Origin of the sequence: Pseudomonas sp. Ost2, from assembly GCF_018326065.1 — a bacterium.
Taxonomy (GTDB): domain Bacteria; phylum Pseudomonadota; class Gammaproteobacteria; order Pseudomonadales; family Pseudomonadaceae; genus Aquipseudomonas; species Aquipseudomonas gingeri.
The window spans coordinates 3,715,300-3,738,287 of record NZ_AP021904.1 but is presented as its reverse complement, the minus strand read 5'-3'; the positions used below and the strand labels follow the sequence as shown (position 1 = coordinate 3,738,287).

Genomic DNA, 22,988 nt, shown 5'->3' with positions numbered 1-22,988 from the left:
GTGTTGTGAGGTCCAGGTGAACCTAGGTTCGAACGGCAGAAATGAAGCTTTGGGTGCGAGGGTTCTGTGGGTTTATTAGTATTTCTTCGGGGCTTCCTTCCTCCACGATCTGCCCGCCGTCCATGAACACCATGCGGTTCGAGACTTCGCGTGCGAAGCCCAGCTCATGGGTGACGACGATCATGGTCATGCCGGTGCGCGCCAGATCGCGCATCACCGACAGCACCTCACCGACCAGTTCCGGGTCGAGTGCCGAAGTGGGTTCATCGAACAGCATCAGCTTGGGTCGCATCGCCAGGGCCCGGGCGATGGCCACCCGTTGCTGCTGGCCGCCGGACAGCTCGATGGGGTAGCTGTTGCGCTTGTCGGCCAGGCCGACCCGGGCCAGCAGCTCCAGGGCTTCCTCGACGGACTCCTTGGGCGAACGCTTGAGGACCTGGACCGGGCCTTCGATGATGTTTTCCAGCACGGTCATGTGCGGGAACAGGTTGAAGCGCTGGAACACCATGCCGGTGGCCAGGCGCTGGCGGGCGATCTGCGCTTCGTTGAGCTCGTGCAGCTTGTTGCCGGCAATGCGGTAGCCGACCAGCTCGCCGTCGACCCAGAGGCCGCCCTTGTCGATCTTCTCCAACTGGTTGACGCAGCGCAGCAGGGTGCTCTTGCCGGAGCCGGACGGGCCGATGATGCACAGCACTTCGCCTTGTTCGACTTCGATGCTGACGTCCTTGAGGGCGTGGAACGAGTCGTAGTATTTGTTCAGGCTCACGGCCTTGACGATGCTTCTCATGTTCGAATTCTCCAGGACGCTTACGAACGCTTGCCGGCGCCGCGGGCGAATCGGCGTTCCAGACGGCTTTGACCAAAGGACAGGACGGTGATGGCGAGCAGGTACCAGATACCGGCGACCATCAGCAGCTCCATCACGCGGGCGTTGGCGTAGTAGATGTTCTGGGCGTTGTAGAGCAGCTCCGAATACTGGATCACGCTCGCCAGGCTGGTCGCCTTGACCATGCTGATGAATTCGTTGCCCACCGGCGGAATGATGATGCGCATGGCCTGGGGCAGGATGATCCGGCGCAGGGCCTGCAGGCGTGGCATGCCGATGGACTTGGCCGCTTCATACTGGCCGGTGTCCACCGACAGCAGGCCGGCACGCACCACTTCGGCGGTATAGGCACCCTGGTTGATGCTCAGGCCCAGGAGCGCCGCGACGAACGGGGTCATCAGACTCACGGTGTCGAGCTGGAACAGTCCGGGAATCCCGACGGTGGGGAAGATCAGCGCCAGGTTGAACCACAGCAGCAACTGGAGGATCAGCGGGGTGCCGCGGAACAGCCAGGTGTAGGTGATCGCCACGTAGCGCAGGATCGGGTTGCTCGACATGCGCATGATCGCGGTGATCACGCCGAAGACAATGCCCAGGATCATCGCGAGGACGGCCATGATCAGCGTATTCAGCAGGCCGGTCAGGATTGACTTGGCAGTGAAGAACTGACCGATATAGGCCCATTCGATCTGGCCATTGGCGAAGGCGCGGGCCAGTCCGACGAGGGCGATGACGATCACCGTGGCGAAGAATATCCGCCCGTAGTAACGCCGGGGCACGTGCTCGTACTGGGTAATGTCGAACTGGTTCTCGGCCTGCTTGCGCTCGGCGAGGAGGCGTTCTGCCTGGGTCTGGCTCATGGTGTTTCTCCATGTGGGAGCGGGCTTGCCCGTGAAGGCGATCTCGGGATCGCCAGAAGCTTCGCGGGCAAGCCCGCCCCCACAGTGTCATGTGTTTCTACAGTGTTGTCTGTGTTCCCACAGCGTTATAGGGCGCGGCTCAATGCATTCAGAGACGAAAACCGTTGTATTCGGCGGCCCATTGCTGCTGGGCTGCCAGGGCGCTTTTCAACCGGGCGATCTGCTCGCGAACCTGTTGCGGCGCGGTGCCGCCCCAGCCGCTGCGGGCATTGATGGCGGCTTCGAGGGTCAGGCTGTCGCGTACCCCAGCGGTCAGGCGGCTGTCGACCTCGGCCAGCAGGGCCGGACTGGCATCCCAGAGTTCGATATCGCGGGCTTCGCAGGCCTTGACCAGCGCCCCGGTGATTTCATGGGCCTCCTTGAACGGTACGCCACGCACCGCCAGCCAGTCGGCGACCTCGGTGGCAAGGGTGAAGCCCAGGGGCGCCTGGCGCCGTAGTTCCTCGACATTGACGGTCATGGTCGCGACCATCCCGGCCATGGCCGGCAGCACCAGCAACAGGGTATCGACGCTGTCGAGCACGCCGTTCTTGTCCTCGCTGAGGTCACGGTTGTAGGACAGCGGCAGGGACTTGAGGGTCGACAGCAGGCCGGTCAGGTTGCCGATCAGGCGACCGGCCTTGCCCCGCGCCAGCTCGGCGATATCCGGGTTCTTTTTCTGCGGCATGATCGAGCTGCCGGTGGCATAGGCGTCGTCCAGGACGACCCAGCGGAACTGGCGCGACGACCATAGGCAGAATTCTTCGGCCAGGCGCGAGATGTTGATCCCGAGCATGCTGGCGACAAACAGGAATTCGGCGACGTGGTCACGGCTGGCGACGGCATCGATGGAGTTCTCGCACACGCCGTTGTAACCCATTTCCAGGGCCGACTGTTGCGGCTGGCGGGCGATGGCGGAACCGGCCATGGCGGCGGCGCCCAGGGGCGACAGTGCGGTGCGGGCATCCCAGTCCACCAGGCGCTGGACATCGCGCAGCATGGCTTGCGCATGGGCCAGCAGGTGGTGGGCGAACACGATGGGTTGAGCCTGCTGCAGGTGGGTGAAACCCGGGCAGATGCTCTCGACATGCTGTTCGGCCTGTTCCACCAGGGCCTGTTGCAGCGCCAGGACTTCCACCGCCAGGGTGCGCACATGATCACGCAGGAACAGCCGCAGGTCGTTGGCGGTCTGGTCGTTGCGCGAGCGTCCGGCGCGCAGCTTGCCGCCGAGGGCGCCGAGGCGTTCGGTCAGCAGCCGTTCGATAAAGGTATGCACGTCTTCATCGTCGAGGGTCGGCGCGATGCGGCCGGCCTGGAAATCCTCGCCGATGACATTCAGCGCCTCGACCATGGTCCGGGTTTCCTGCTCGTCGAGCAGGCCGGCGCGTTGCAATTCATGAGCGTGGGCCCGGGAGCCGGCAAGGTCGTAGGGCGTCAGGCGGAAGTAGCGCTCCGGGCAACGCGACAGGGCGGCCAGGGCGGCGGACGGACCGCTTTTGAAGCGGGCTCCCCAGAGACGATCGGTGGCTTGGGTCATTGTTGTTTTCCTCACGCAGATTGATGTTCAAGGCAGGACCGCAACAGGCGTTCAGGCGGGGCGAGGCCAGCCGGAAGCGGGATGGGTCGTGCAGTTTTCAGGAGGGCAGTTGCAAGTGAAGGGAACTGATCGAAGTGTCAGTTTTTAAACGCGTACAATCAGCGAGTTGTCGCTGATTTGCAGTAATTGATTGTGGTTGCCAAGCCTTGTTTTCTGTGTTCATTATTATTGACCGGCTATGTTCTTGTTGTGGGACAAATCCTGGTGAATAGGCGGTTTGAGGTCAATAAGCATTATGGAAACCCAACTTTCCACTTCTGGAAACCCATCGGCAAAACCCGGCCAGAGAGCGCCGCTGGCCCTCAGCGGGCTGGATTTCAAATTGCTCAAGGTGTTCAAGGCCGTGGTCGAGGCCGGCGGCTTCAGTGCGGCCCAGAATGAGCTAAATGTGGGGCTCGCGGCCATCAGCAAGCAGATTTCCGACCTGGAGATCCGTATAGGCATGCGCCTCTGCACGCGTGGTCGGGAAGGTTTCTGCCTGACCGAAGAGGGTAGCCTGGTGTATCAGGCATCCATCGAGTTATTTGCGTCGGTGGACAAGTTTCGCGATCGGCTTAGTTCGGCGCAGAATGAACTGGTGGGTGATCTTAGTGTTGGCGTCGTGGATAACACTATTTCCGATCTTAATTCACCGTTAGTTGCCGCGCTGCGGATCATCAATGATGAATCTCCGAAAGTAAGGTTTCGCCTGCATGCGGCACAATTGGATGAAGTAGAGCGTGGCGTGGTTGAAGGGCGATTTGTCGCCGGCATCGTGCCTGTGTATCAGAAGAGAGAGGAGTTCGACTACTTCTCCCTATATGAAGAACTGTCCGAGGCTTACTGCGGTGTCGGCCATCCGTTGTTCGATCTCGACGACGCCTTGATCGACCGGGATGTACTGCGCAACCACGCGTTCGTCAATCATCGTTATGCCATTCACCGGGACAAGCTCGACTTTGTCGGCCACGACAGTTATTCGGCCTCCGCGTCCCAGGTCGAAGCCGTGGCGATGTTGATCCAGACCGGGCGTTTTGTCGGCTTCCTGCCACGGCACTACGCCGCTCCACTGGTCAGCCGTGGGCAGTTGCGGGCCCTGCGGCCGGAAACCATCCGTTTCAATACCTCATTCAACCTGATCCTGCGCCACAACACGGCGCGCGGCCCCTTGATCAAGGCTTTCGCCCAGGCCCTGGGCGTTGATCTCAAGGCGCCGGTCTAGCTGGCGCCACGGGCTGAACAGCGAGTTGCCGGGGCTTTCGCGAACCTGTTTGCCAAGGATGCGTTCATGCACTTCATTGTCGAACAGCAGTCCTTCGATGACGCGGCGGTAGCCCGGATCATCGGCCAGGGGGCCCTTGAATGCCACCAGCGCATCGCGCAGTTCCATCAGGCCGTTCAATACGGGTGGCGTGATGCCTGCTGAAAGCGGCAATCCGGCCGTTAGTTGCACTGGCGAAGTGGGACAGGCCGAGTCCCGCGGGTGGTTTTTCTTGCACATGGACGGTTCCTTGCCAACTGCGGCGGCATCGGGTCAAAGGGGGGCGGGCGTGTCACGACGGAACGGGAAGTGGCGTGCGCCCGGCAGCGCAAACTCACGTTTCAAGTTCGAACAGTCGACGGATTTATTGTAAGTCAGCGGTCCGCCTGGGGTTGGCTGGGCGGGGCTTTTAGTGCCCGTCATATTTACGGGTTTATACGTAGGAACTTTCTAGTTTTTTGCTGGAGTGTAGGTTTAAGCCCGGCTGGAAAGTGGGAAACCGTGTAGTCGAAAAAGGAATGCTCTGTGGCGACGGAGTTTCGAGTCAGTACTCCAAACATGGACTGTCGGAATAATCCTCGATGGGCACTACCAATGCTGATATTTCAAACCGAAAGCCTCGGGTAATGCCTTGTTACCAGAGGCTTTTTTGCCGCTGGCGAGTCGTCAGTCCTCGAACCCGGCCTGTTCGTGGATTTCATCCATTTTCAATTCCAGCCGGTAGGCCACGGCGATGAACAGCGCCTGGCACAGGCACAGCGTGGCGCTCAGGGAGCGGAAGGCGAAGGAACTGCCCTCATTGACCAGCAACACCGTATTGGCCCGCTTGGCCAGGGGCGACAGATTGCTGTCGGTGATGATCAGGGTCTTGGCCTGGTGGTGCTGGGCAATGCGCAGGCAGTGCTGGGTTTCCTTGCCGTAGGGCGTGAAGCTGATGGCGATCACCAGGTCGTTGGCCCGCACGCTGCGCATCTGCTCGCGATAGCTGCCGCCCAGCCCGGACACCAGGTGGATGCGTTTGTTGGTGTGCTGCAGGTTGTAGACCAGGTAGTCGGCCACGGCGAACGAGCGGCGCACGCCGACCACATAGATATTGTCGGCGTTGACCACCAGGTCCACGGCCTTTTCGAAGGCTTCGTCATCGAGCTCCAGGCCCAGCCGCTCGATCCCCGACAGCGTGGCGTTGACGCACTCGCGCGCCAGGTCGCCGCCGCTGGCTTTCTGCGACTTGTTGGCGATCATGCTGCGGATGCGTTGCTGATAGTTCTGTACCGGCGTGGTCTTGTGGGTGTAGGCCTCGCGGAACAGCGTCTGCATCTCGCTGAAACCGCTGAAGCCGAAGCGCTGGGAGAAGCGCACGATGGCCGAGGGATGCACTTCGCATTCGCGGGCGATATCGCTGATCCGATCGACCATGATCCGGTCGCTCTGCTGGCTCATGTAGCTGGCGATGCGCTTGAGCTGGCGGGGCAGGTCCTCGTATTCCTCGGTGATCAGCTGCAACAGGCGTTCGGCATTGATCGGGGGGCTGGGGAGGTCGCCGACAGGCGAGGTCGAAGCCGGCTGATCGGTGCGGGACATAGTGAATCCTTCTGGCTTGTTCTTTTAGGGCGCGGGCGATTGTCCGGCCGGCCCCTGACAATAGGTTGGCTTGCGCAGTCTACAGGGTAGGCGGAAAAAAAAGCGTCGCCATGGGGACCGGCGGCCGGGCTGAATCGATGCACCCTGCCTGGAGAGACTCTATCGGAGTTTATTGGAAAAAATATTCCACGTAAAAAATATATAGAAAAAATATTGATCGGCCTCGCCAGACGTTTTAGTCTGCATCCACCAAGCGTGTGCCTCGCCGCTCGGGCGAGGGGCGCCGACTGAATAAAAATAACAGGAGCCAGCATGGGCCAGACTCGTTTTGCCACTGGGCGTCAATTGGATCTGATCTGCCTCGGACGCCTGGGCGTCGACCTCTATGCTCAGCAGGTCGGTGCGCGACTGGAGGATGTGAGCAGCTTCGCCAAGTACCTCGGCGGCTCTTCCGCCAACATTGCCTTCGGTACCGCCCGCCTGGGACTCAAGTCGGCCATGTTGAGCCGGGTCGGTGACGATCACATGGGTCGCTTCCTCCTGGAATCCCTGGCCCGCGAGGGCTGCGATGTCAGTGGCATCACCGTCGATCCGCAACGCCTGACCGCCATGGTCCTGCTCGGTCTCAAGGACCGCGAAACCTTTCCCCTGGTGTTCTACCGGGAAAACTGCGCCGATATGGCGCTGCGTGCCGAAGACATTGATGAAGACTTTATCGCTTCGAGCCGATCCCTGCTGATCACCGGCACGCATTTCTCCACCGAAGGCGTCTACCAGGCGAGCATCCGGGCCCTGGACCATGCCGAGAAGCATCAGGTCAGGCGCGTGCTCGATATCGACTACCGGCCGGTGCTCTGGGGCCTGGCCGGCAGGGCCGACGGCGAAACCCGCTTTGTCGCCGACCAGCAGGTCAGTGCCCATGTGCAGAAGATCCTGCCGCGCTTCGACCTGATCGTCGGGACCGAAGAAGAGTTCCTCATCGCCGGCGGCTCGACCGACTTGCTCGCGGCCCTGCGCCGGGTGCGCGAACTGACGGCCGCGACCCTGGTGGTCAAGCTCGGCCCGCAGGGTTGCACGGTGATTCACGGGGCGATCCCGCAACGGCTGGAGGACGGGGCGATCCATCCGGGCGTGCGGGTTGAAGTGCTGAATGTGCTGGGCGCCGGCGATGCCTTCATGGCCGGCTTCCTCAGTGGCTGGCTGGACGGCGCCGACGATGAACACTGCTGCCGCCTGGCCAATGCCTGCGGGGGCCTGGTGGTTTCCCGGCACGCCTGTGCCCCGGCCATGCCGACCCGGGCCGAACTGGACTACCTGTTCAGCAGCCCGGTGCCGATCACCCGGCCCGACCAGGACGTGCTGCTGCAACGCCTGCATCAGGTCAGCGTGCCGCGCAAAGCCTGGAAGCAGTTGTTCATCTTCGCCTTCGATCATCGCGGACAACTGGTGGAACTGGCGCAGCAGGGCGGGCGCGATCCGGCCTGCATCAGCCATCTCAAGCTACTGTTCATCAAGGCCGTGGAACGGGTCGAGGCCGACCTGCAACGCCAGGGCGTGGCCGCGGATATCGGCCTGCTGGCGGATCAGCGCTTCGGCCAGGACGCCCTGAACGCCGCGACCGGCCGCGGCTGGTGGGTCGCGCGCCCGGTGGAAGTCCAGGGTTCGCGGCCGCTGGCGTTCGAACACGGGCGCTCCATTGGCAGCAACCTGATCGGCTGGCCCCGGGAACAGATCATCAAGTGCCTGGTGCAATACCATCCCGATGACGAACCGATGCTGCGCCTGGAACAGGAGGCGCAGATCCTCGGTCTGTACCAGGCGTCCCAGGTCAGTGGGCATGAGCTGCTGCTGGAGATCATTCCGCCCAAGGATCACCCTTCGCCCCATCCCGACGTGCTCTATCGTGCGCTCAAGCGCCTGTACAACCTGGGCATTTTCCCGGCCTGGTGGAAGATCGAGGCACAGAGCGCGCAAGAGTGGCAGCGCCTCGATGCCCTGATCCAGGAGCGTGACCCGTATTGTCGCGGCGTGGTCCTGCTCGGCCTCAATGCGCCGGCCGACGCCCTTGCCGAGGGCTTTCGCCAGGCCGGGCGCAGCAGCACCTGTCGCGGCTTCGCGGTCGGTCGTACGATCCACCATGAACCGAGTCGGGCCTGGTTGGCGGGGGAAATCGACGACGAAGGACTGATTCGCGCGGTGCAGGCGATTTTCGTGCAGTTGATCGATGCCTGGCGTGAGGCCAGGGCCAGTTGACTGCAGGAAAAACAGTCGTGATCGTTCCCACGCTCCGCGTGGCAATGTAGGTCGCGACGCTGGACGCGGAGCGTCCATGGCGGCATTCCCACGCGGAGCGTGGGAACGATCAACCGCCAACAGTTTCTCGGCGACAAGCCCGCTCCCACAGAGTGTTGAACAACAAGAAAAGGTGCAGTCCATGCCCGCTATCCGTATTGGCATCAACCCGATTTCCTGGAGCAATGACGACTTGCCTTCCCTCGGCGGCGAAACGCCCCTGAGCACCGCCTTGAGCGAAGGCCAGGCCATCGGCTACGAGGGCTTCGAACTCAACGGCAAGTTTCCCAAGGATGCCAAGGGAGTCGGCGATGTCCTGCGTCCTTATGGCCTGGCTCTGGTCTCGGGCTGGTACTCCAGCCGTCTGGCCCGGCGTTCCGCCGCCGAGGAAATCGACGCCATCGCCAGCCATGTCGAGTTGCTGGCACAGAACGGCGCCAAGGTGCTGGTCTACGGTGAAGTCGCCGACTCGATCCAGGGCCAGCGCATCCGCCTGGTCGAACGGCCCCGCTTTCACACTGAACAGGCCTGGCAGGTCTACGCCGACAAACTCACCGAACTGGCGCGGTTCACCTTGTCCCGGGGCGTACGCCTGGCCTACCACCATCACATGGGCGCCTATGTCGAGTCGCCGACGGACATCGATACCCTGATGCGCCTGACCGGCCCGGAAGTCGGCCTGCTGTTCGATTCGGGGCACTGCTACATGGGCGGTGGCGAGCCGCTGGATGTCCTGCGCAAGCATATCGGGCGCATCTGCCACGTGCATTTCAAGGATGTGCGCAAGCCGGTGGTGCAACTGGCGCGCAACCAACTCTGGAGTTTCCCGGACTGCATCATCAACGGCACCTTCACCGTGCCGGGCGACGGCGATATCGATTTTGCCGCGTTGCTCGATGTGTTGCTGGCCGCCGGTTACGAGGGCTGGCTGGTGGTCGAGGCGGAGCAGGACCCGGCGGTGGCGCCGAGCTACGCCTACGCGAAAAAAGGCTATGACACTCTGCGGGCACTGCTCAACGAGAGGATCGCGCCATGAACCTGCTGGTCAAGAGTTCACCCCGTGGCCAGCAGATGGTCGCATTGCCCGCCGGGACCCTGGAGTACGTGGGGTTTGCCGCCTACCGCCTGAGCCTGGGCGAGAGCCTGCCGGTCAGTGCCGATGACCGCGAGCTGTGTCTGGTGCTGCTGGCCGGCCGGGTCGATATCAAGGGCGAGACGCCGGGGCAGGGCGCCTTTCACTGGGACAATATCGGTGAGCGGCACTCGGTCTTCGAGGACAAGTCGCCCTATGCCGTGTACCTGCCGCCCCGCAGTCAGGCGCGGGTCACGGCCCTGAGCGATGTGCAGATCGCCGTCTGCGCGGCACCGGGCGCCGCGTCCGCGACACTGCCGGCCCGCCTGATCCGTCCCGAAGGGATGAAGCGCAGCGTGCGCGGCAAGGGCGCCAATACCCGGTATGTCTGCGACATCCTGCCGGACAGCGAGCCGGCCCATTCGCTGCTGGTGGTCGAGGTGCGCACGCCGTCGGGACATTCCTCCAGCTACCCGCCGCACAAGCACGACACCGACGACCTGCCGCACCAGAGTTTCCTGGAGGAAACCTACTACCACCAGATCAACCCGCCCCAGGGTTTTGTCTTCCAGCGGGTCTACACCGACGACCGCAGTCTCGACCAGGCCATGGCCGTGGAAAACAGCGACCTGGTGGTGGTGCCCAAGGGCTATCACCCGGTCAGCGTGCCGTACGGCTACGAGTCCTACTACCTGAACGTGATGGCCGGGCCCAAGCGGGTCTGGCAGTTCCACAACGATCCGCAACACGCCTGGCTGATGGATCTCTGACGAATTCCAGCCCTTGCCCACGGAGAACGACAATAATGCGCCAGCCCCTGCGTTTCGCCCTGAATCGTATGGTTGCCCCACGTCTTGCCCTGGCGGACTTCATTGCCCTGGCGGTGAGCCTCCAGGCGGATGCCATCGAGATCCGCAACGATCTCGCGGGCATCGAGATCGAGGACGGCAGTTCGCCCCGTGACATTCGCCACCTGTGCGCCGCCGGCGGGCTGCGGGTGCTGTCCATCAATGCCCTGTATCCCTTTGACGTATGGAATGACCAGCGCCGCGAACAGGCCGTCCGGCTGGCGAGTTATGCCCGCGACTGCGGCGCCGAGGCGCTGGTGATGTGTCCGTTGAACGACCGCGCCGACCCCCGCGGCGGCGCCGAACGCACCACGGGCTTGCGCACGGCCCTGAGTGAACTGGCGCCGATCCTGCGCGAACACGGCATTCTCGGTTTTATCGAGCCCCTGGGGTTCGAGGAATGCTCGCTGCGGCGCAAACGCCAGGCCGTGGATGCCATCAAGGCCGTTGGCGGGCTGGACGTGTTCCGCCTGGTGCACGACACCTTTCATCACCATCTGGCGGGTGAGGAGGAGTTTTTTCCCGAATTGACCGGCCTGGTGCATATCTCTGGCGTGGAAGACGCCCAGGCGCCGCTGGCGACCCTTCGCGATGGCCATCGGGTCCTGGTGGGCGAGGCGGATATCCTCGGCAACGCCGCGCAGATCCGCCATCTGCTCGCCCATGGCTACAGCGGGCACCTGTCCTTCGAACCGTTCGCCGAGAGCGTCCACGGCCTGGAGGATATCCGCCAGGCCCTGGGCGCGAGCATGGATCATCTGAACAGCAAGGTGGCTGCATGAGCACGACACGACTGACCATGGCCCAGGCCCTGGTGAAATTCCTCGATAACCAGTATGTCGAGGTCGACGGGGTGCAGAGCAAGTTCGTCGCCGGGGTCTTCACCATTTTCGGCCACGGCAATGTCCTCGGCCTGGGCCAGGCGCTGGAACAGGACAGCGGCGAACTGCTGGTGCACCAGGGCCGCAACGAGCAGGGCATGGCCCACGCCGCCATCGGTTTCGCCAAGCAGCATCTGCGGCGCCGGATCTACGCCTGCACATCGTCCGTCGGCCCGGGGGCGGCGAACATGCTGACCGCGGCCGCCACGGCCACCGCCAACCGTATTCCGCTGTTGCTGCTGCCGGGGGACGTCTATGCCAGCCGCCAGCCCGACCCGGTGTTGCAGCAGATCGAACAGTTCCACGACCTGAGCATCAGCACCAACGATGCCTTCAAGGCGGTGAGCAAGTACTGGGACCGCATCAACCGGCCCGAACAACTGATGAGCGCGGCGATCCAGGCCATGCGGGTGCTGACCGATCCGGCCGAAACCGGCGCGGTGACCCTGGCCTTGCCCCAGGATGTACAGGCCGAGGCCTATGACTACCCGGACTATTTCCTGCGCAAGCGCGTGCATCGCATCGATCGTCGGCCCGCCACCGACGCCATGCTCGACGACGCCGTGGCGCTGCTCAAGGGCAAGCGCACACCCTTGATCATCTGCGGCGGTGGGGTTCGTTATTCCGGCGCCGGTGCGACCTTGCAGGCCTTTGCCGAGCGCTTCGACATTCCCTTCGCCGAAACCCAGGCCGGCAAGAGCGCGATCGTCTCGGCGCATCCGCTGAATGTCGGCGGCATCGGCGAGACCGGTTGCCTGGCGGCCAACCTGCTGGCCCGGGACGCCGATCTGATCATCGGCATCGGGACCCGCTACAGCGACTTCACCACTTCGTCGAAATGGCTGTTCCAGCACCCGCAGGTGGAATTCCTCAACCTCAATATCAGCCCCTGCGATGCCGTGAAACTCGATGGCGTGCAACTGCTGGCCGATGCCCGCTGCGGCCTGCAGGCACTCACCGCGGCCCTGGCCGACTCGGGCTACCGCTCCGCCTGGGGCGATCGGCCGCAGCAGGCCAGGGCCCGGCTCGACGAGGAAATCGAACGGGTCTACCAGATCGACTACCAGGCCGCGGACTTTGTCCCAGAAGTCAACGACCACACGGACCCGGCGGTGCTGCGCGAGTTCATCGAGCTGACCGGCTCCTGCCTGACCCAGAGCCGGGTGCTCGGTGTCCTCAACGAAACCCTGGCCGACGACGCGGTGATCGTCGCCGCGGCCGGCAGCCTGCCGGGCGACCTGCAACGGGCGTGGCGCAGCAAGGGGGTCGATACCTACCACGTCGAATACGGCTATTCGTGCATGGGCTACGAGATCAATGCCGCACTGGGGGTGAAGCTCGCCGAGCCGGCACGCGAGGTCTACGCTCTGGTCGGTGACGGCTCCTACCTGATGCTGCATTCGGAGCTGGCGACCTCGATCCAGGAACGACGCAAGATCAATGTGATCCTGCTCGACAACATGAGTTTCGGTTGCATCAACAACCTGCAGATGGGCAACGGCATGGACAGCTTCGGCACCGAGTTCCGCTACCGCAACCCGCAGACCGGACGGCTCGACGGTGGTTTCGTGCCGGTGGACTTCGCCATGAGCGCCGCGGCCTATGGCTGCAAGAGCTACAAGGTCAGCACCCTCGAACAGTTGCACGCGGCCCTGGCCGATGCACGATTGCAGACGGTATCGACGCTGATCGATATCAAGGTCCTGCCCAAGACCATGATCCATTCGTACCTGTCCTGGTGGCGGGTCGGCGTGGCGCAGGTGTCGACCGGCGAACGCACCGCCGCCGTGGTGGAAAAGCTCAATGCCCAACTGGCGAAAGCCCGGCAGTACTGATTGCAGACCCTCAACAAGACTATAAACGGGAGTACTTCTATGTCGTCCTTGAAGCTTGGCGTGATCGGTACCGGCGCCATCGGCCGTGATCATATCCGTCGCTGCAGCCAGGCCTTGCTGGGCAGCCAGGTGGTGGCGGTCACCGATATCAACCTGGAACAGGCGGCCAGGGTGGTGGCCGAGCTCGACCTGGTCGCCGAGGTCTATCCCGATGGTCACGCGCTGATCCAGGCCGCGGAGGTCGAGGCGGTGCTGGTGACTTCCTGGGGGCCGAGCCACGAGGAATTTGTCCTGGCGGCGATTGCCGCCGGCAAGCCGGTGTTCTGCGAAAAACCCCTGGCGGTGACCGCCGCCGGCTGCCGCAGGATCGTCGAAGCCGAGGTGGCCCATGGCAAGCGCCTGGTCCAAGTCGGTTTCATGCGTCCCTACGACCAGGGCTACCAGGCCCTCAAGGCGGTGATCGACAGCGGCCAGATCGGCGAACCGCTGATGCTGCACTGCGCCCACCGCAACCCGACCGTGGGTGAGAACTACAAGACCGACATGGCGATCACCGACACCCTGATCCATGAGCTGGATGTGCTGCGCTGGCTGCTGGCCGATGACTATGTCTCGGTGCAGGTGGTGTTCCCGCGCAAGTCGCCCAAGGCCTTCCCTCATCTCAAGGATCCGCAGATCGTCCTGCTGGAGACGGCGCGTGGTACGCGGATCGATGTCGAGGTCTTCGTCAACTGCCAGTACGGCTATGACATCCAGTGCGAAGTGGTCGGGGAAACCGGTATCGCCCGGTTGCCGGAGCCGTCCCAGGTGCAGTTGCGCAGTCAGGCCAAGCTGTCCAACGCCATCCTGATGGACTGGAAGGATCGTTTTATCGCCGCCTATGACGTCGAGTTGCAGGCGTTCATCGATGGGGTGCGGGCCGGACAGGTCGGCGGGCCGTCGGCCTGGGACGGTTTTGCCGCGGCGGTGGCGGCGGATGCCTGTATCGAGGCGCAGAAGAGCGGGGCGATCGTGCGGATCGGTTTGCCGCCACGGCCGGCGTTCTATCACTGATTTGCCTCAGCGGGACCGGCCTCTTCGCGGGCAAGTCCGCTCCCACAAGGTGTGTGTGGATTCGACCAGACCACTGTGGGAGCGGGCTTGCCCGCGAAGAGCTCGTCACAGTCACCCTGGAAACGGGAGCCATCCGCGTCCCTTCATGCAAAGGAGCCAGGTCATGCGCATAGGATTGGTCGGCTACGGCCATGGCGGCCGTTATTTCCATGGACCGCTGCTGGCCAGCCTGGCGGGGGCGACCTTTGTCGGCGTGGTCAGTCGCGATGCCGGGCGGCGCCGTCAGCTGGCCGCCGATCATCCCGGCCTGCCGGCGTTCGACAGCCTGGCGCAGTTGGTCGAGGCCGGCGTCGACATCGCGGTGATCTGCACGCCACTCGCCGGTCGCCGGGAGCTGATCCTCGAAGCCATCGCGCGCGGCATCGGTGTGGTCAGCGACAAGCCTTTCGCGGTCGATGCCCGTGAGGCCGAGGAACTGATCCGGGCGGCACGGGACAAGGGCGTACTGCTCAGCGTCTACCAGAACCGCCGTTGGGACTCCGATTTCCTGACCGTGCGCAAACTGATCGCCGCCAACGCCCTGGGCCGGATCAGCCGTTTCGAATCGCGCATGGAGCGTTATGCCCCGGCTACCGTGGGCGACCCGGGCGGCGGGGGATCCTTCGAGATTTCGGCAGTCACCTGGTGGACCAGGCGCTGCAACTGTTCGGCCCGGTGGCGCGGGTCTACGCCGAAGTGGATTTTCTCGCGGCCCACGCAGGACTCGACGATGATTTTTTCCTTTCGCTGACCCATCGCAACGGCGTGGTTTCGCATCTGTGGGGCAATGCCGTGCAGAACCTGCCGGGGCCGCGTTTCCGGGTCACCGGCGAGTCCGGCAGCTACAGCGTCGACGGCCTGGATGTGCAGAGCGAGGCGGTGCTGGGCGGGCGTTCGCCGAAGACCGAGGGCGAACGCTGGGGTGTGGAGGAGCACCGCAACTGGGGCTGGTTCGAGCGGGGCAGTGAGCGCGAGAAGGTGCCGTCGGAGCGGGGCAACTGGCCGCAGTTCTACCGTCAGCTCCAGGAGGCGGTGGCCGGACGCGGGCCGGTGCCGGTGTTGCCGCGGGAGGCGCTGGAAACCACCCGTGTGCTGGATGCCGCGCGACTCAGCGCGCAAGAGGCGAGGGTGGTGCGGTTGGATTAGCAGTGCCTGCACTGGCGTCTTCGCGGGCAAGCCCGCTCCGACAAAGGCGTGTGTGTTCGACAAGCCCCCGTGGGAGCGGGCTTGCCCGCGAAGAGGCAGGACCTGCCAGCCCTTTACTGCCGGCTTCGACTCACTCCACCAGCCGCACAAACCCCGGCTGCAGGCCAAACACCTCGACACCTTCCTGGGTCGCCTGTCCGGTGGTGATCGGCAGGCGCTTGACCGGCTGGTCCACCGCCTCGCGATAATCCACCAGCAGCCCCTTGTCGGTGCGCTGGATCGCCGCCGCCGGGAGGATGATCGCCTGGTCGTTGCGGTAGGTGATGATGGTCAGGCGCGCACTCATTCCCAGGCGCACCCGCTGCAATTGCTCGCGGGTCAGCTTGGGCACCGACAGGGTCACCGGGAACTGCGCGCTGCCCCCCGGCGAGTCGTTGGGCAGGGCCAGGCTGCTGACGATATCGACCGAACCGTTGAGCCGTTCGCCATCGAAACCGTCACCGAGGATCTCCACGCTCTGGCCCTGGTGCAACTGGTTGATGTCCAGTTCCGAGACCTTGCTGACGATCTTCAGCTGTTCGATATTCGCCAGGCCGAACAGCACCTGCCCCTGGCTGACCCGGCTGCCGGCCTGGACCGGTCCGGCGTTGTTGGCGGTGGAGTTCTGCGTACTGTTGGCACCCGGTGGCGGCACGACGATGCCGGCAAACGGCGCGAGCACGTTCTTGCCTTCGAGGAGCTTCTGCAACGCCTCGTATTTCACCGTGGCATTGGTCAGTTCCATATCGGCGATCTGTCGGTATTCGCCCTTGCCCTGGTCCAGCGCCTGCTGCAGATCGCCCTCGGCGGCCACCAGGTCGAGGCGCTGGGTCTGCAACTGCTGTTGCAGGTCGTCGAGTTCGTTGCGCGGGATGATGCCGCGCTGGAACAGGTTCTGGCTTTCGCGCAGCTTGCGTTCCGAATTGCTCACCGCCATCTGCGAGGTCCGCAGCGAACGCCGGGCCCGGGCCACCTGCTGGCCGTTGCTCCAATCCTGCAGTTCCTGCACCGCGCGCCGGGCCTTGAGCTGGGCCGAAAGGGCATCGCGCAGCTGGATTTCCAGCAGTCCCGGGTCCATCTGCAGCAGGCTCTGCCCGGCGTCCACCCGTTGCCCCTGTTCCACCAGGACGGCACGCACATTGCCCTCGAACGGCGCGGTCAGGGTGATGGTCTTCTGCGGCTCGATCTTGCCCACCAGGCCGATCTGGTGCACCAGCGGCGAAGCCTGCACCGCGATCCAGCGGCCATCCTTGGGCTGGTCGGCGGCCGGCGCGCGCAAGGTGGTCACGACGACCCCGGCCACCGCCAGCACGAGCAGCAGCCCGGCGCCTTGCAACCAGCGCTTGCGCCGGACCTGCTTGTCAGTAGTCATTGAGTGCAATGTCCCAGCTCTCCAGAGTCATGCCCAGGGTCAGATCCAGTTGGGTCTGGGCGTTCAGATAAGCGATCAGCGCATTGAGGCGGGCGTTCTCGGCGTTGCGCAAATCGCCCTCGTAGCTCAGCACCTGGAAGTTGCTCGACCGTCCGGCACTGAGTTTTTCCCGCTCGATGTCCAGCTTGCGCCTGGACAGTTCCTCGGCGCGCTGGGCGATCTCGTACTGGCGCCAGCGGGTGCCGAGGTCGCGCACCACGTCGCTGACGCTGCGTTCCAGGGCCTGGCGGGCATCGGCGAGGATGATTTCCTGGTTCTCCACATCGACCCGCGCATGCACTTCGGCCTGGCGGGTGCTGAGGTCGCCGATGGGAATCTGTACCTGGACCCCGGCATAACTGTCCCAGCGCCGCGAACCGCCGTTGCTGGTGTCGTTGTCAAAGCGGTCGCGGATCTGGTTGGCACCGGCCACCAGCGAGACGTCCCAACGGCCCTGGTCCTTGGCGATCACCAGATTGAGGTCGGCCTGCTGGCTGCCGAGCAGGGTGGCCAGGTACTCCGGCTGCTGGACCTGGGCCACCCGCAGGGCATCGCGCTTGTCGATATTGACCCGCGAGGCTTCCAGCGCCTCGGTGGCCCGGATCGGTGTCGACAGGTCCAGGGCGAGCAGGCGCAGCAGCGTCAGGCGATTGATGTCCACCTGGTTGCGGGCTTCCTCCACCCCCAGTTCCTGGGAGGCGATATCGGCTTCGGTCTGGACGATTTCGAACTCGGCCATGCGTCCGGCCGCGATCAGCGCCTTGTTCACCTCGAGCAGGGCATTGGCGCGCTTGAGGGCTTCCTGGGTAATGGTCAGTTGTTCCTGGGACCGGAGCATTTCCCGGTAGGCGGTGATGATATCGCTGATGGTCTGGGCCACGTTGGTCTTGAGGTTGAGCCGGTTGACCTGCTCCGAGATGCGCGCCAGGCGGAGCGGGGCGGTGGTCACGTCCCAGCCCGCGCCACGCAGCAACGGCTGGATGATCGCCAGGTTGAGGCCGTCGCTGCGGTAGCGCCCGGCGACATCGGCATTGCTCAACTGCTGGGTCCAGGCCATGCTCAGGCGGGTCCCGTACTCGCCCAGCAGGCTGGTGGTCGGTGCCAGGGAGGCATTGCGCGTGTTGTCCTGGGAACCCTTGTTCACCCGGTATTCGCTGGCGAGCAGCAGCTTGGGGTTGAAGGCATCCTCGGAGACCCGCAGGTCGAACTTCTGCGCGACCCGCTGCAGATAGGCGCTGCGGATACCCCGGTTGTTGCGCAGGCCCAGGTAGACCGCATCGCCCAGGGTCAGGTTGGTCATCTGTTCGCTCAGCAGCACGCTGCGCGGCTGCTCATTGCGCAGGGTCGGCGCCGAGGGGCGGCCGACCAGTTCGCCGGCGGCGGCGAACTGGCAACTGAGCAGGCAAAGCAGGGTGGCCATCCATGGCTGCGGTCTATTCATCGCGCAGGGCCTCCACCGGTTGCAGGCGCGAGGCGGAGATGGCGGGGTAGAGGCCGAAGAACAATCCCACCAGCAGGGTACTGCCAACCCCCAGGGGCAGCGAGGCGGCGGACAGCGAGAACTGCCAGTCGGACATCCGTGCATACAGGTACGCGGCACTCACCCCCAGCACCGCGCCGGACACCGCGCCCACCGCCGTCAGGGTCACGGCTTCGAGCAGGAACAGGTTCCGGATATCCCGGCGCCGGGCGCCCAGGGCCATGCGGATACCGATCTCGCGGCGACGTTCGGAAACGTTCATCAACATGACATTCATCACCCCCACACCCCCTCCCACCAGCGAAATCCCCCCCAGGGCCAGCAACAGGTAACCGAAGGTGCGGCTCTGCCGGGTCATGCCATCGATCATCTGTTGCGGTATCTGCACTTCGACTTCACGTCCACGCAGGCTGCTTTTCAGCGCCTGGGTCAGGTCCCGGGCGACGGTTTCCATGTCCTGGTCGGGCGCGGCCCGGGCGATCACGCTGCTGATCTGCGGCGAGGCGGTGATCCGGCGCATGCCGGTCAGCGGCACGAAGAGCGAGTCATCGGTCTGTACCGGAATCAGGATCGCCGGCGGCTGGCTCTGCAGGATGCCGATCACCTGGAACAGGTAGTCGTTGATGCGGATGCGGTCGCCGGGACGCAATGGCGCGGCGGCGCTGCCCAGGGCACGGGCGACCTTGTCGCCGACCACCACATAGGTTTCGCCCTGGTCGAAGTCGGAGATAAAGCGGCCTTCGCGCAGCTTCAGGCGCATGGCCCCGGCCAACTGCTCGGTACTGCCGACCCAGCTGGCATTGGTGTTGCGGCCCTGGAACAGCACCGGGCCGCTGGAGATCGCGATCGGCGCCAGGTACAGCACCGCCGGCAGCAGCGCCTGCAGGCGCGCGGTGTCGAGGGTCGCCGGCATCGGTTCACGGACCGTGGCGTCGCCGGGGAACTGCACCGTCATGGTGTCGGTGCCCATGTCCTTGAAGATCGCCGCGGCTTCCTGCGCGGCGTTGTGGCCGATATTGATCAGCGCGACCACCGACGAACTGCCGATGACGATGCCCAGCAACGCCAGCATCGAACGCTTGCCCAGGGTCCGCAGGCTGACAAAGGCTTCGTGCAGCAGCTGGCTGGCACTCTGCTCGACCCGCAGGTTCATGCCGGGCAGGCCTCATGCACCACACCGTTGTGGACCCGGATCTGGCGGTGCAGGCGTTCGGCGATATGTGGGTCGTGGGTGACGATGATCAGCGTCACCTGGCGGACACGATTGAGCTCCAGCAGCAGGTCCATGATCTCCCGGGCGGTACTGCTGTCGAGGTTGCCGGTGGGTTCGTCGGCGAGGATCACCGAGGGTTCGCCGACCAGCGCCCGGGCAATGGCGACCCGCTGGCGCTGGCCGCCGGAGAGATCGGCGGGACGGTGGTGGGCACGGTCGCCGAGGCCGACCTGGGCAAGCATCTTGCGCGCCCTTTCCAGTGATTCGCCCCGGGGTACGCCGCGATAGCTCAAGGGCAGGGCGACGTTATCGAGGGCGTCCAGGCGTGGCAGCAGGTTGAAGCTCTGGAACACGAAGCCGATCTGCTGGTTGCGGATGGCCGCCAGCTGGTCCGGGCTGGCCTTGAAGATATCGTGTCCGGCGAAATGGTAGTGACCGCTGTTGGGCAGGTCGAGCAGGCCGAGGATATTGAGCAGGGTGCTTTTACCGGAGCCAGAGGCCCCGAGGATGGCGCAGCTTTCGCCGACCTCGATGGACAGCGAGACATCCTTGAGAATGGTCAGCGGTTGCTCGGCGAGGCGATAGCTCTTGCCGATGCCTTGCAGGGAAATGAAACCTTTGTGAACAATCGATTCAGTCATCGCTGATAGCGCCGGCAGGCTCGTCCATGATCCGGCCACGACCCTGGTGCGCTTCAGGCATCCAGGCGTGTTGCGGGGCAGGGGTAGGCACAGGTTTTGTTTTCTTATTTTAAAAAAATTGTTTGAATAGTAACCGTGATCCCTATCCTACGCCAGCCGTCTAGCGCAGGGAATACGCAGAGTTTTGCCGGCGATCTTGTGACAAGAAGAAACATATTCGCCTCGCCCCCGATCGGAAAAATCGTGAGTCTTCAACTAGCTTGCGCGAGGGTGACACCGCCTTGAGAGGCTTGCTTTCAGCGGCTTTCGCAGGTATAAAAAATCAAATTTATTTTTAAAACGCTGTTCGTTCGGTCAGATTTCTTCTCGCAAAGGCTCCTCACTTATGGTCGCAAAGAAACTCAGCGCTCCCAATGTCACCAAGACTCGCTTGCTGGATGCCACGGAGGCACTGTTTACCAAGTACGGCTATGACGCCGTGCTCTTGCGCCAGATCACCGAACGAGCCCAGGTCAACCTGGCCGCCGTGAACTACCACTTCGGGGACAAGGACTCCCTGATGACCGCACTGCTGATGCAACGCCTGGGTCCCCTCAACGAACAGCGCCTGGAACTGCTCGCCAAATGCGAGGAGCAGAGCGACGGCCCGCTGGACTGCGAAACCCTGCTCGGCGTGCTGTTCGCCCCGGCCATGGGCCTGGAGCGCGCCGGTTCCGGCGAGGAAGGCCGGTCCTTCGTGCGTTTCCTCGGGCGGGTCTACAGCGACACGTCGCCGTTTATCCAGGAATACCTGAAGGAACATTACCAGCCGGTGTTCGAGCGCTTCTTCAATGCCTTCGCCCTGGCCTTGCCGGATATGCCGCGCAATGAAGTGGGGGTGCGCCTGCAATTTGCCCTCAAGGCCATCTCCGGGGTGATCGCCGGGACCGAGCTGCGTTTCCTGATGCAGGCGATGAGCCTCGGCAGGCCGGCCACCGATGCTGAAGTCATGGCCAAGCTGATCAGTCTGGTGTCGGCCGCGATTCATGCGCCGATGCAGGATCACAAGGCCGCCAGTGCCCTGGAGCGGGTACTGGAAACCCAGCACGAGATTCGCCAGGGCAATAACCAGGCGAATGCAAAGTTGGCGATCAAGTAACTAACCGCTTTCCGGCAAAACCGATGACACAGCCAACAGTTTTGTTGGCTGTGTCACAAAAGCCGGAATGTGTGGATTGACATCAAACAAGTCTTTTTAAACCGGCGCTTGCCGGTTTATTCCCTCCGCTGCAAATCAGTCCTGCCTCGAATGATTATTTCCGATAATGAGTAGTCGCGCCGGTTGCATATCCGGATATGCACTTGTGCGCTGCCACTAGTTGTCTGTGAAGTATTGGCTTCCCACAAGTTTTCACAAGCTTTCACAGCCGCTGGCAATTTCACCTGAGTAGTATGCAACGCATGCAGACCAACGGGGCCAGGTTCAGGAGAAGGCCATCCTCGTTCGTGATTACCGGCAGTTTGCATAGCTTTCAGTTTGCAATCGTGCAGCTGAAGAACTTCTGATCGAGACTAGGAGATATCAAATGAGCGACGTCCCACCAGTAAGCTCCGGCAACGCAGACGCAGCAATCGCCAAGATGCAAGCAACTTTCGATATGGCAATCGAGAAGTCTGCAAAGATCACTGAATTGTCCACTGCCAAAAAAGCAGAACTCGACGCCACCAAACAGCGTCCGTCCAACTGAGTTGGCTCGCGAGCGGCGCCCGGCGCCGCTCGCCTGTTCAAAGCAACAGTCACAACAGTACTTAACTTACACCTTATCTCATGTGAATGGTCCTCGGCGCCGACCTCAGGTCGACCGCAGACGGTTCACTGTTTCTGATCGGTGCATTCGCTACATGGCCCGCTGCGGTTGGCGGAGTTGATGGTGGTAAGTCCAGTCATGACAGCCCTGATATCCCGACCTTCGAGCGCTGCCAGCGGTTTGCCGCTTCTGAGCATCACCCAAGGGGTGCATCAGGGGGTATCGCTGGTCCTGGAAGCACCGACCTACCTGATCGGCTGCGCCGTGCCGGCCGACCTGATCCTGCGCGATACGGGGATTGCCGCCGAGCATCTGCGCCTGCGTTTCGACGGTGTCCATGTCGCCATCGAGGCTCTGGGCGGTGACATAAAGGTCATCGGCGATAGCGCCCGCAGCGTGACGGTCCCCCGCGGCAATGGCCATCGTACGCGACTGCCGCTGCGAATCCTCCTTGAAACCGTCGAGTTGCGGCTGGCCGTCGATGGCGAGCCCCTGCCGGCGCCGACTGCACGCGCACCGATTGCCGGCGCGGCGACCAGGGGCAGGGGCGGGGGCAGCGGCTGGCGCTGGGCCGCCCTGGGCTTCCTGGCGGCGTGCGCCACCACGGCCTTTGCCCTGCGCAACGAGCCGCAACCCGTTGTCGATTCGATCAGCGTGGTCGATCCCGTGGCTCTCGCCGCCGGCCAGCCCACGGCGACCCTGGCCGAGGCCAGGGGTTATCTCGACAACGGCCTGCGCGCAGCCCGCCTGAACGGTATCACCGTGCAGCTCAAGGATGAGCAGTTGCTGGTCCAGGGATCGTATGACGCCTCGCAGAAAGCGCAATGGCTCGCATTACAGAAGGGCTTCGACAGCCGTTATGGCCGTACCTTCGTCCTGCACCAGAACGTCAGCGTGCGCGACAGCGTGGCGACACCGCGGGTGCGTTTCCAGGCCGTCTGGTTCGGCGCCAATCCCTATGTGGTCAACGATTCCGGAAAACGCCTCTATCCCGGTGCGGCGCTGGCGGACAACTGGGTGATCGAGCGGATTGAAAACAACGAGGTTGTCCTCGCCCGTGGCGAAGAACGCTTCACCTTCACCTTATGACCTGCGCCACCCGAAGGAA

The 22,988-nt window shown here is 63.4% G+C and carries 19 protein-coding genes and 1 pseudogene; 12 read left to right on the top strand and 8 right to left on the bottom strand.

Features of this window, described 5'->3' with window-relative positions:
• Positions 1 to 22: 22 nt before the first annotated feature.
• The 3 genes from KI243_RS16380 to argH all read right to left on the bottom strand — a co-directional run bounded on the left by KI243_RS16380 (position 23) and on the right by argH (position 3,262).
• The gene (locus tag KI243_RS16380; RefSeq protein ID WP_017128437.1) at positions 23 to 787 is read right to left on the bottom strand and encodes an amino acid ABC transporter ATP-binding protein; all 765 of its coding nucleotides are present in this window, start codon (positions 785 to 787) and stop codon (positions 23 to 25) included.
• 20 nt (positions 788 to 807) lie between these two features.
• The gene (locus KI243_RS16375) at positions 808 to 1,686 is read right to left on the bottom strand and encodes an amino acid ABC transporter permease (RefSeq protein WP_017128436.1); all 879 of its coding nucleotides are present in this window, start codon (positions 1,684 to 1,686) and stop codon (positions 808 to 810) included.
• Positions 1,687 to 1,834: 148 nt separating this feature from the next.
• Positions 1,835 to 3,262: an argininosuccinate lyase gene (gene argH, locus KI243_RS16370; RefSeq protein ID WP_017128435.1), complete on the bottom strand. Its 1,428-nt coding sequence runs from the start codon at positions 3,260 to 3,262 to the stop codon at positions 1,835 to 1,837.
• Positions 3,263 to 3,557: 295 nt separating this feature from the next.
• Here argH and KI243_RS16365 point away from each other — a divergent pair, with 295 nt between their 5' ends.
• Entirely contained in the window at positions 3,558 to 4,523 is a 966-nt protein-coding gene (locus KI243_RS16365; RefSeq protein ID WP_042936453.1) for a LysR family transcriptional regulator, read from the top strand.
• A gap of 66 nt (positions 4,524 to 4,589) precedes the next feature.
• Entirely contained in the window at positions 4,590 to 4,727 is a 138-nt protein-coding gene (locus KI243_RS16360; RefSeq protein WP_212809335.1) for a hypothetical protein, read from the top strand.
• 501 nt (positions 4,728 to 5,228) lie between these two features.
• Here KI243_RS16360 and KI243_RS16355 read toward each other — a convergent pair.
• Entirely contained in the window at positions 5,229 to 6,143 is a 915-nt protein-coding gene (locus KI243_RS16355) for a MurR/RpiR family transcriptional regulator (protein WP_017128432.1), read from the bottom strand.
• 312 nt (positions 6,144 to 6,455) lie between these two features.
• Here KI243_RS16355 and iolC point away from each other — a divergent pair, with 312 nt between their 5' ends.
• From iolC to KI243_RS16320, 7 genes and pseudogenes are all read left to right on the top strand, one after another.
• Positions 6,456 to 8,396: a 5-dehydro-2-deoxygluconokinase gene (gene iolC / locus KI243_RS16350; RefSeq protein WP_178990552.1), complete on the top strand. Its 1,941-nt coding sequence runs from the start codon at positions 6,456 to 6,458 to the stop codon at positions 8,394 to 8,396.
• 181 nt (positions 8,397 to 8,577) lie between these two features.
• A complete protein-coding gene (iolE, locus tag KI243_RS16345) occupies positions 8,578 to 9,471 on the top strand; it encodes a myo-inosose-2 dehydratase (RefSeq protein WP_017128430.1) in 894 nt (297 codons plus the stop codon).
• The gene (iolB, locus tag KI243_RS16340; protein WP_017128429.1) at positions 9,468 to 10,277 is read left to right on the top strand and encodes a 5-deoxy-glucuronate isomerase; all 810 of its coding nucleotides are present in this window, start codon (positions 9,468 to 9,470) and stop codon (positions 10,275 to 10,277) included. The genes iolE and iolB overlap by 4 nt, the downstream gene beginning before the upstream one ends.
• Before the next feature lie 35 nt (positions 10,278 to 10,312).
• Entirely contained in the window at positions 10,313 to 11,137 is an 825-nt protein-coding gene (locus KI243_RS16335) for a TIM barrel protein (RefSeq protein WP_212809333.1), read from the top strand.
• Positions 11,134 to 13,071: a 3D-(3,5/4)-trihydroxycyclohexane-1,2-dione acylhydrolase (decyclizing) gene (iolD, locus tag KI243_RS16330; protein WP_212809331.1), complete on the top strand. Its 1,938-nt coding sequence runs from the start codon at positions 11,134 to 11,136 to the stop codon at positions 13,069 to 13,071. Before KI243_RS16335 ends, iolD begins: the two co-directional genes overlap by 4 nt.
• A gap of 39 nt (positions 13,072 to 13,110) precedes the next feature.
• Positions 13,111 to 14,124 carry a Gfo/Idh/MocA family oxidoreductase gene (locus KI243_RS16325; protein ID WP_177116383.1) on the top strand — a complete coding sequence of 338 codons (1,014 nt, stop codon included), beginning with the start codon at positions 13,111 to 13,113 and terminating at the stop codon, positions 14,122 to 14,124.
• A 163-nt stretch (positions 14,125 to 14,287) separates the two neighbouring features.
• Positions 14,288 to 15,309: pseudogene (locus KI243_RS16320) on the top strand (Gfo/Idh/MocA family oxidoreductase).
• A gap of 130 nt (positions 15,310 to 15,439) precedes the next feature.
• On the opposite strand, the gene KI243_RS16315 reads toward KI243_RS16320, so the two are convergent.
• Genes KI243_RS16315 through KI243_RS16300 form a run of 4 tightly spaced genes read right to left on the bottom strand, consistent with a single transcriptional unit; the run spans position 15,440 to position 20,093 of the window.
• Positions 15,440 to 16,720: an HlyD family efflux transporter periplasmic adaptor subunit gene (locus KI243_RS16315; protein ID WP_017128425.1), complete on the bottom strand. Its 1,281-nt coding sequence runs from the start codon at positions 16,718 to 16,720 to the stop codon at positions 15,440 to 15,442.
• Positions 16,710 to 18,200: a TolC family protein gene (locus KI243_RS16310; RefSeq protein WP_177131373.1), complete on the bottom strand. Its 1,491-nt coding sequence runs from the start codon at positions 18,198 to 18,200 to the stop codon at positions 16,710 to 16,712. Before KI243_RS16310 ends, KI243_RS16315 begins: the two co-directional genes overlap by 11 nt.
• Positions 18,193 to 19,392 carry an ABC transporter permease gene (locus tag KI243_RS16305; protein ID WP_017128423.1) on the bottom strand — a complete coding sequence of 400 codons (1,200 nt, stop codon included), beginning with the start codon at positions 19,390 to 19,392 and terminating at the stop codon, positions 18,193 to 18,195. Before KI243_RS16305 ends, KI243_RS16310 begins: the two co-directional genes overlap by 8 nt.
• Positions 19,389 to 20,093 (bottom strand): ABC transporter ATP-binding protein, encoded by a 705-nt coding sequence (locus KI243_RS16300; RefSeq protein ID WP_103032893.1) that lies wholly within the window; start codon positions 20,091 to 20,093, stop codon positions 19,389 to 19,391. Before KI243_RS16300 ends, KI243_RS16305 begins: the two co-directional genes overlap by 4 nt.
• A gap of 385 nt (positions 20,094 to 20,478) precedes the next feature.
• Here KI243_RS16300 and KI243_RS16295 point away from each other — a divergent pair, with 385 nt between their 5' ends.
• The 3 genes from KI243_RS16295 to KI243_RS16285 all read left to right on the top strand — a co-directional run bounded on the left by KI243_RS16295 (position 20,479) and on the right by KI243_RS16285 (position 22,969).
• Positions 20,479 to 21,231 carry a TetR/AcrR family transcriptional regulator gene (locus KI243_RS16295; RefSeq protein WP_017128420.1) on the top strand — a complete coding sequence of 251 codons (753 nt, stop codon included), beginning with the start codon at positions 20,479 to 20,481 and terminating at the stop codon, positions 21,229 to 21,231.
• A gap of 427 nt (positions 21,232 to 21,658) precedes the next feature.
• Complete coding sequence (locus tag KI243_RS16290; protein WP_017128419.1) at positions 21,659 to 21,820, top strand: hypothetical protein; 162 nt, start codon at positions 21,659 to 21,661, stop codon at positions 21,818 to 21,820.
• A gap of 198 nt (positions 21,821 to 22,018) precedes the next feature.
• Positions 22,019 to 22,969: an FHA domain-containing protein gene (locus KI243_RS16285; RefSeq protein WP_212809329.1), complete on the top strand. Its 951-nt coding sequence runs from the start codon at positions 22,019 to 22,021 to the stop codon at positions 22,967 to 22,969.
• Positions 22,970 to 22,988 lie beyond the last annotated feature (19 nt).

Excerpts from the sequence above, each read along its gene's own strand:
- KI243_RS16355 (WP_017128432.1), bottom strand. The coding sequence starts at position 6,143 with ATGTCCCGCACCGATCAGCCGGCTTCGACCTCGCCTGTCGGCGACCTC.
- iolB (WP_017128429.1), top strand. The coding sequence starts at position 9,468 with ATGAACCTGCTGGTCAAGAGTTCACCCCGTGGCCAGCAGATGGTCGCA.
- KI243_RS16365 (WP_042936453.1), top strand. The coding sequence starts at position 3,558 with ATGGAAACCCAACTTTCCACTTCTGGAAACCCATCGGCAAAACCCGGC.
- iolD (WP_212809331.1), top strand. The coding sequence starts at position 11,134 with ATGAGCACGACACGACTGACCATGGCCCAGGCCCTGGTGAAATTCCTC.
- argH (WP_017128435.1), bottom strand. The coding sequence starts at position 3,262 with ATGACCCAAGCCACCGATCGTCTCTGGGGAGCCCGCTTCAAAAGCGGT.
- KI243_RS16360 (WP_212809335.1), top strand. The coding sequence starts at position 4,590 with ATGCACTTCATTGTCGAACAGCAGTCCTTCGATGACGCGGCGGTAGCC.
- KI243_RS16305 (WP_017128423.1), bottom strand. The coding sequence starts at position 19,392 with ATGAACCTGCGGGTCGAGCAGAGTGCCAGCCAGCTGCTGCACGAAGCC.
- KI243_RS16310 (WP_177131373.1), bottom strand. The coding sequence starts at position 18,200 with ATGAATAGACCGCAGCCATGGATGGCCACCCTGCTTTGCCTGCTCAGT.
- KI243_RS16335 (WP_212809333.1), top strand. The coding sequence starts at position 10,313 with ATGCGCCAGCCCCTGCGTTTCGCCCTGAATCGTATGGTTGCCCCACGT.
- KI243_RS16285 (WP_212809329.1), top strand. The coding sequence starts at position 22,019 with ATGACAGCCCTGATATCCCGACCTTCGAGCGCTGCCAGCGGTTTGCCG.
- KI243_RS16380 (WP_017128437.1), bottom strand. The coding sequence starts at position 787 with ATGAGAAGCATCGTCAAGGCCGTGAGCCTGAACAAATACTACGACTCG.
- KI243_RS16300 (WP_103032893.1), bottom strand. The coding sequence starts at position 20,093 with ATGACTGAATCGATTGTTCACAAAGGTTTCATTTCCCTGCAAGGCATC.
- KI243_RS16315 (WP_017128425.1), bottom strand. The coding sequence starts at position 16,720 with ATGACTACTGACAAGCAGGTCCGGCGCAAGCGCTGGTTGCAAGGCGCC.
- iolE (WP_017128430.1), top strand. The coding sequence starts at position 8,578 with ATGCCCGCTATCCGTATTGGCATCAACCCGATTTCCTGGAGCAATGAC.
- KI243_RS16290 (WP_017128419.1), top strand. The coding sequence starts at position 21,659 with ATGAGCGACGTCCCACCAGTAAGCTCCGGCAACGCAGACGCAGCAATC.
- KI243_RS16325 (WP_177116383.1), top strand. The coding sequence starts at position 13,111 with ATGTCGTCCTTGAAGCTTGGCGTGATCGGTACCGGCGCCATCGGCCGT.
- KI243_RS16375 (WP_017128436.1), bottom strand. The coding sequence starts at position 1,686 with ATGAGCCAGACCCAGGCAGAACGCCTCCTCGCCGAGCGCAAGCAGGCC.
- iolC (WP_178990552.1), top strand. The coding sequence starts at position 6,456 with ATGGGCCAGACTCGTTTTGCCACTGGGCGTCAATTGGATCTGATCTGC.
- KI243_RS16295 (WP_017128420.1), top strand. The coding sequence starts at position 20,479 with ATGGTCGCAAAGAAACTCAGCGCTCCCAATGTCACCAAGACTCGCTTG.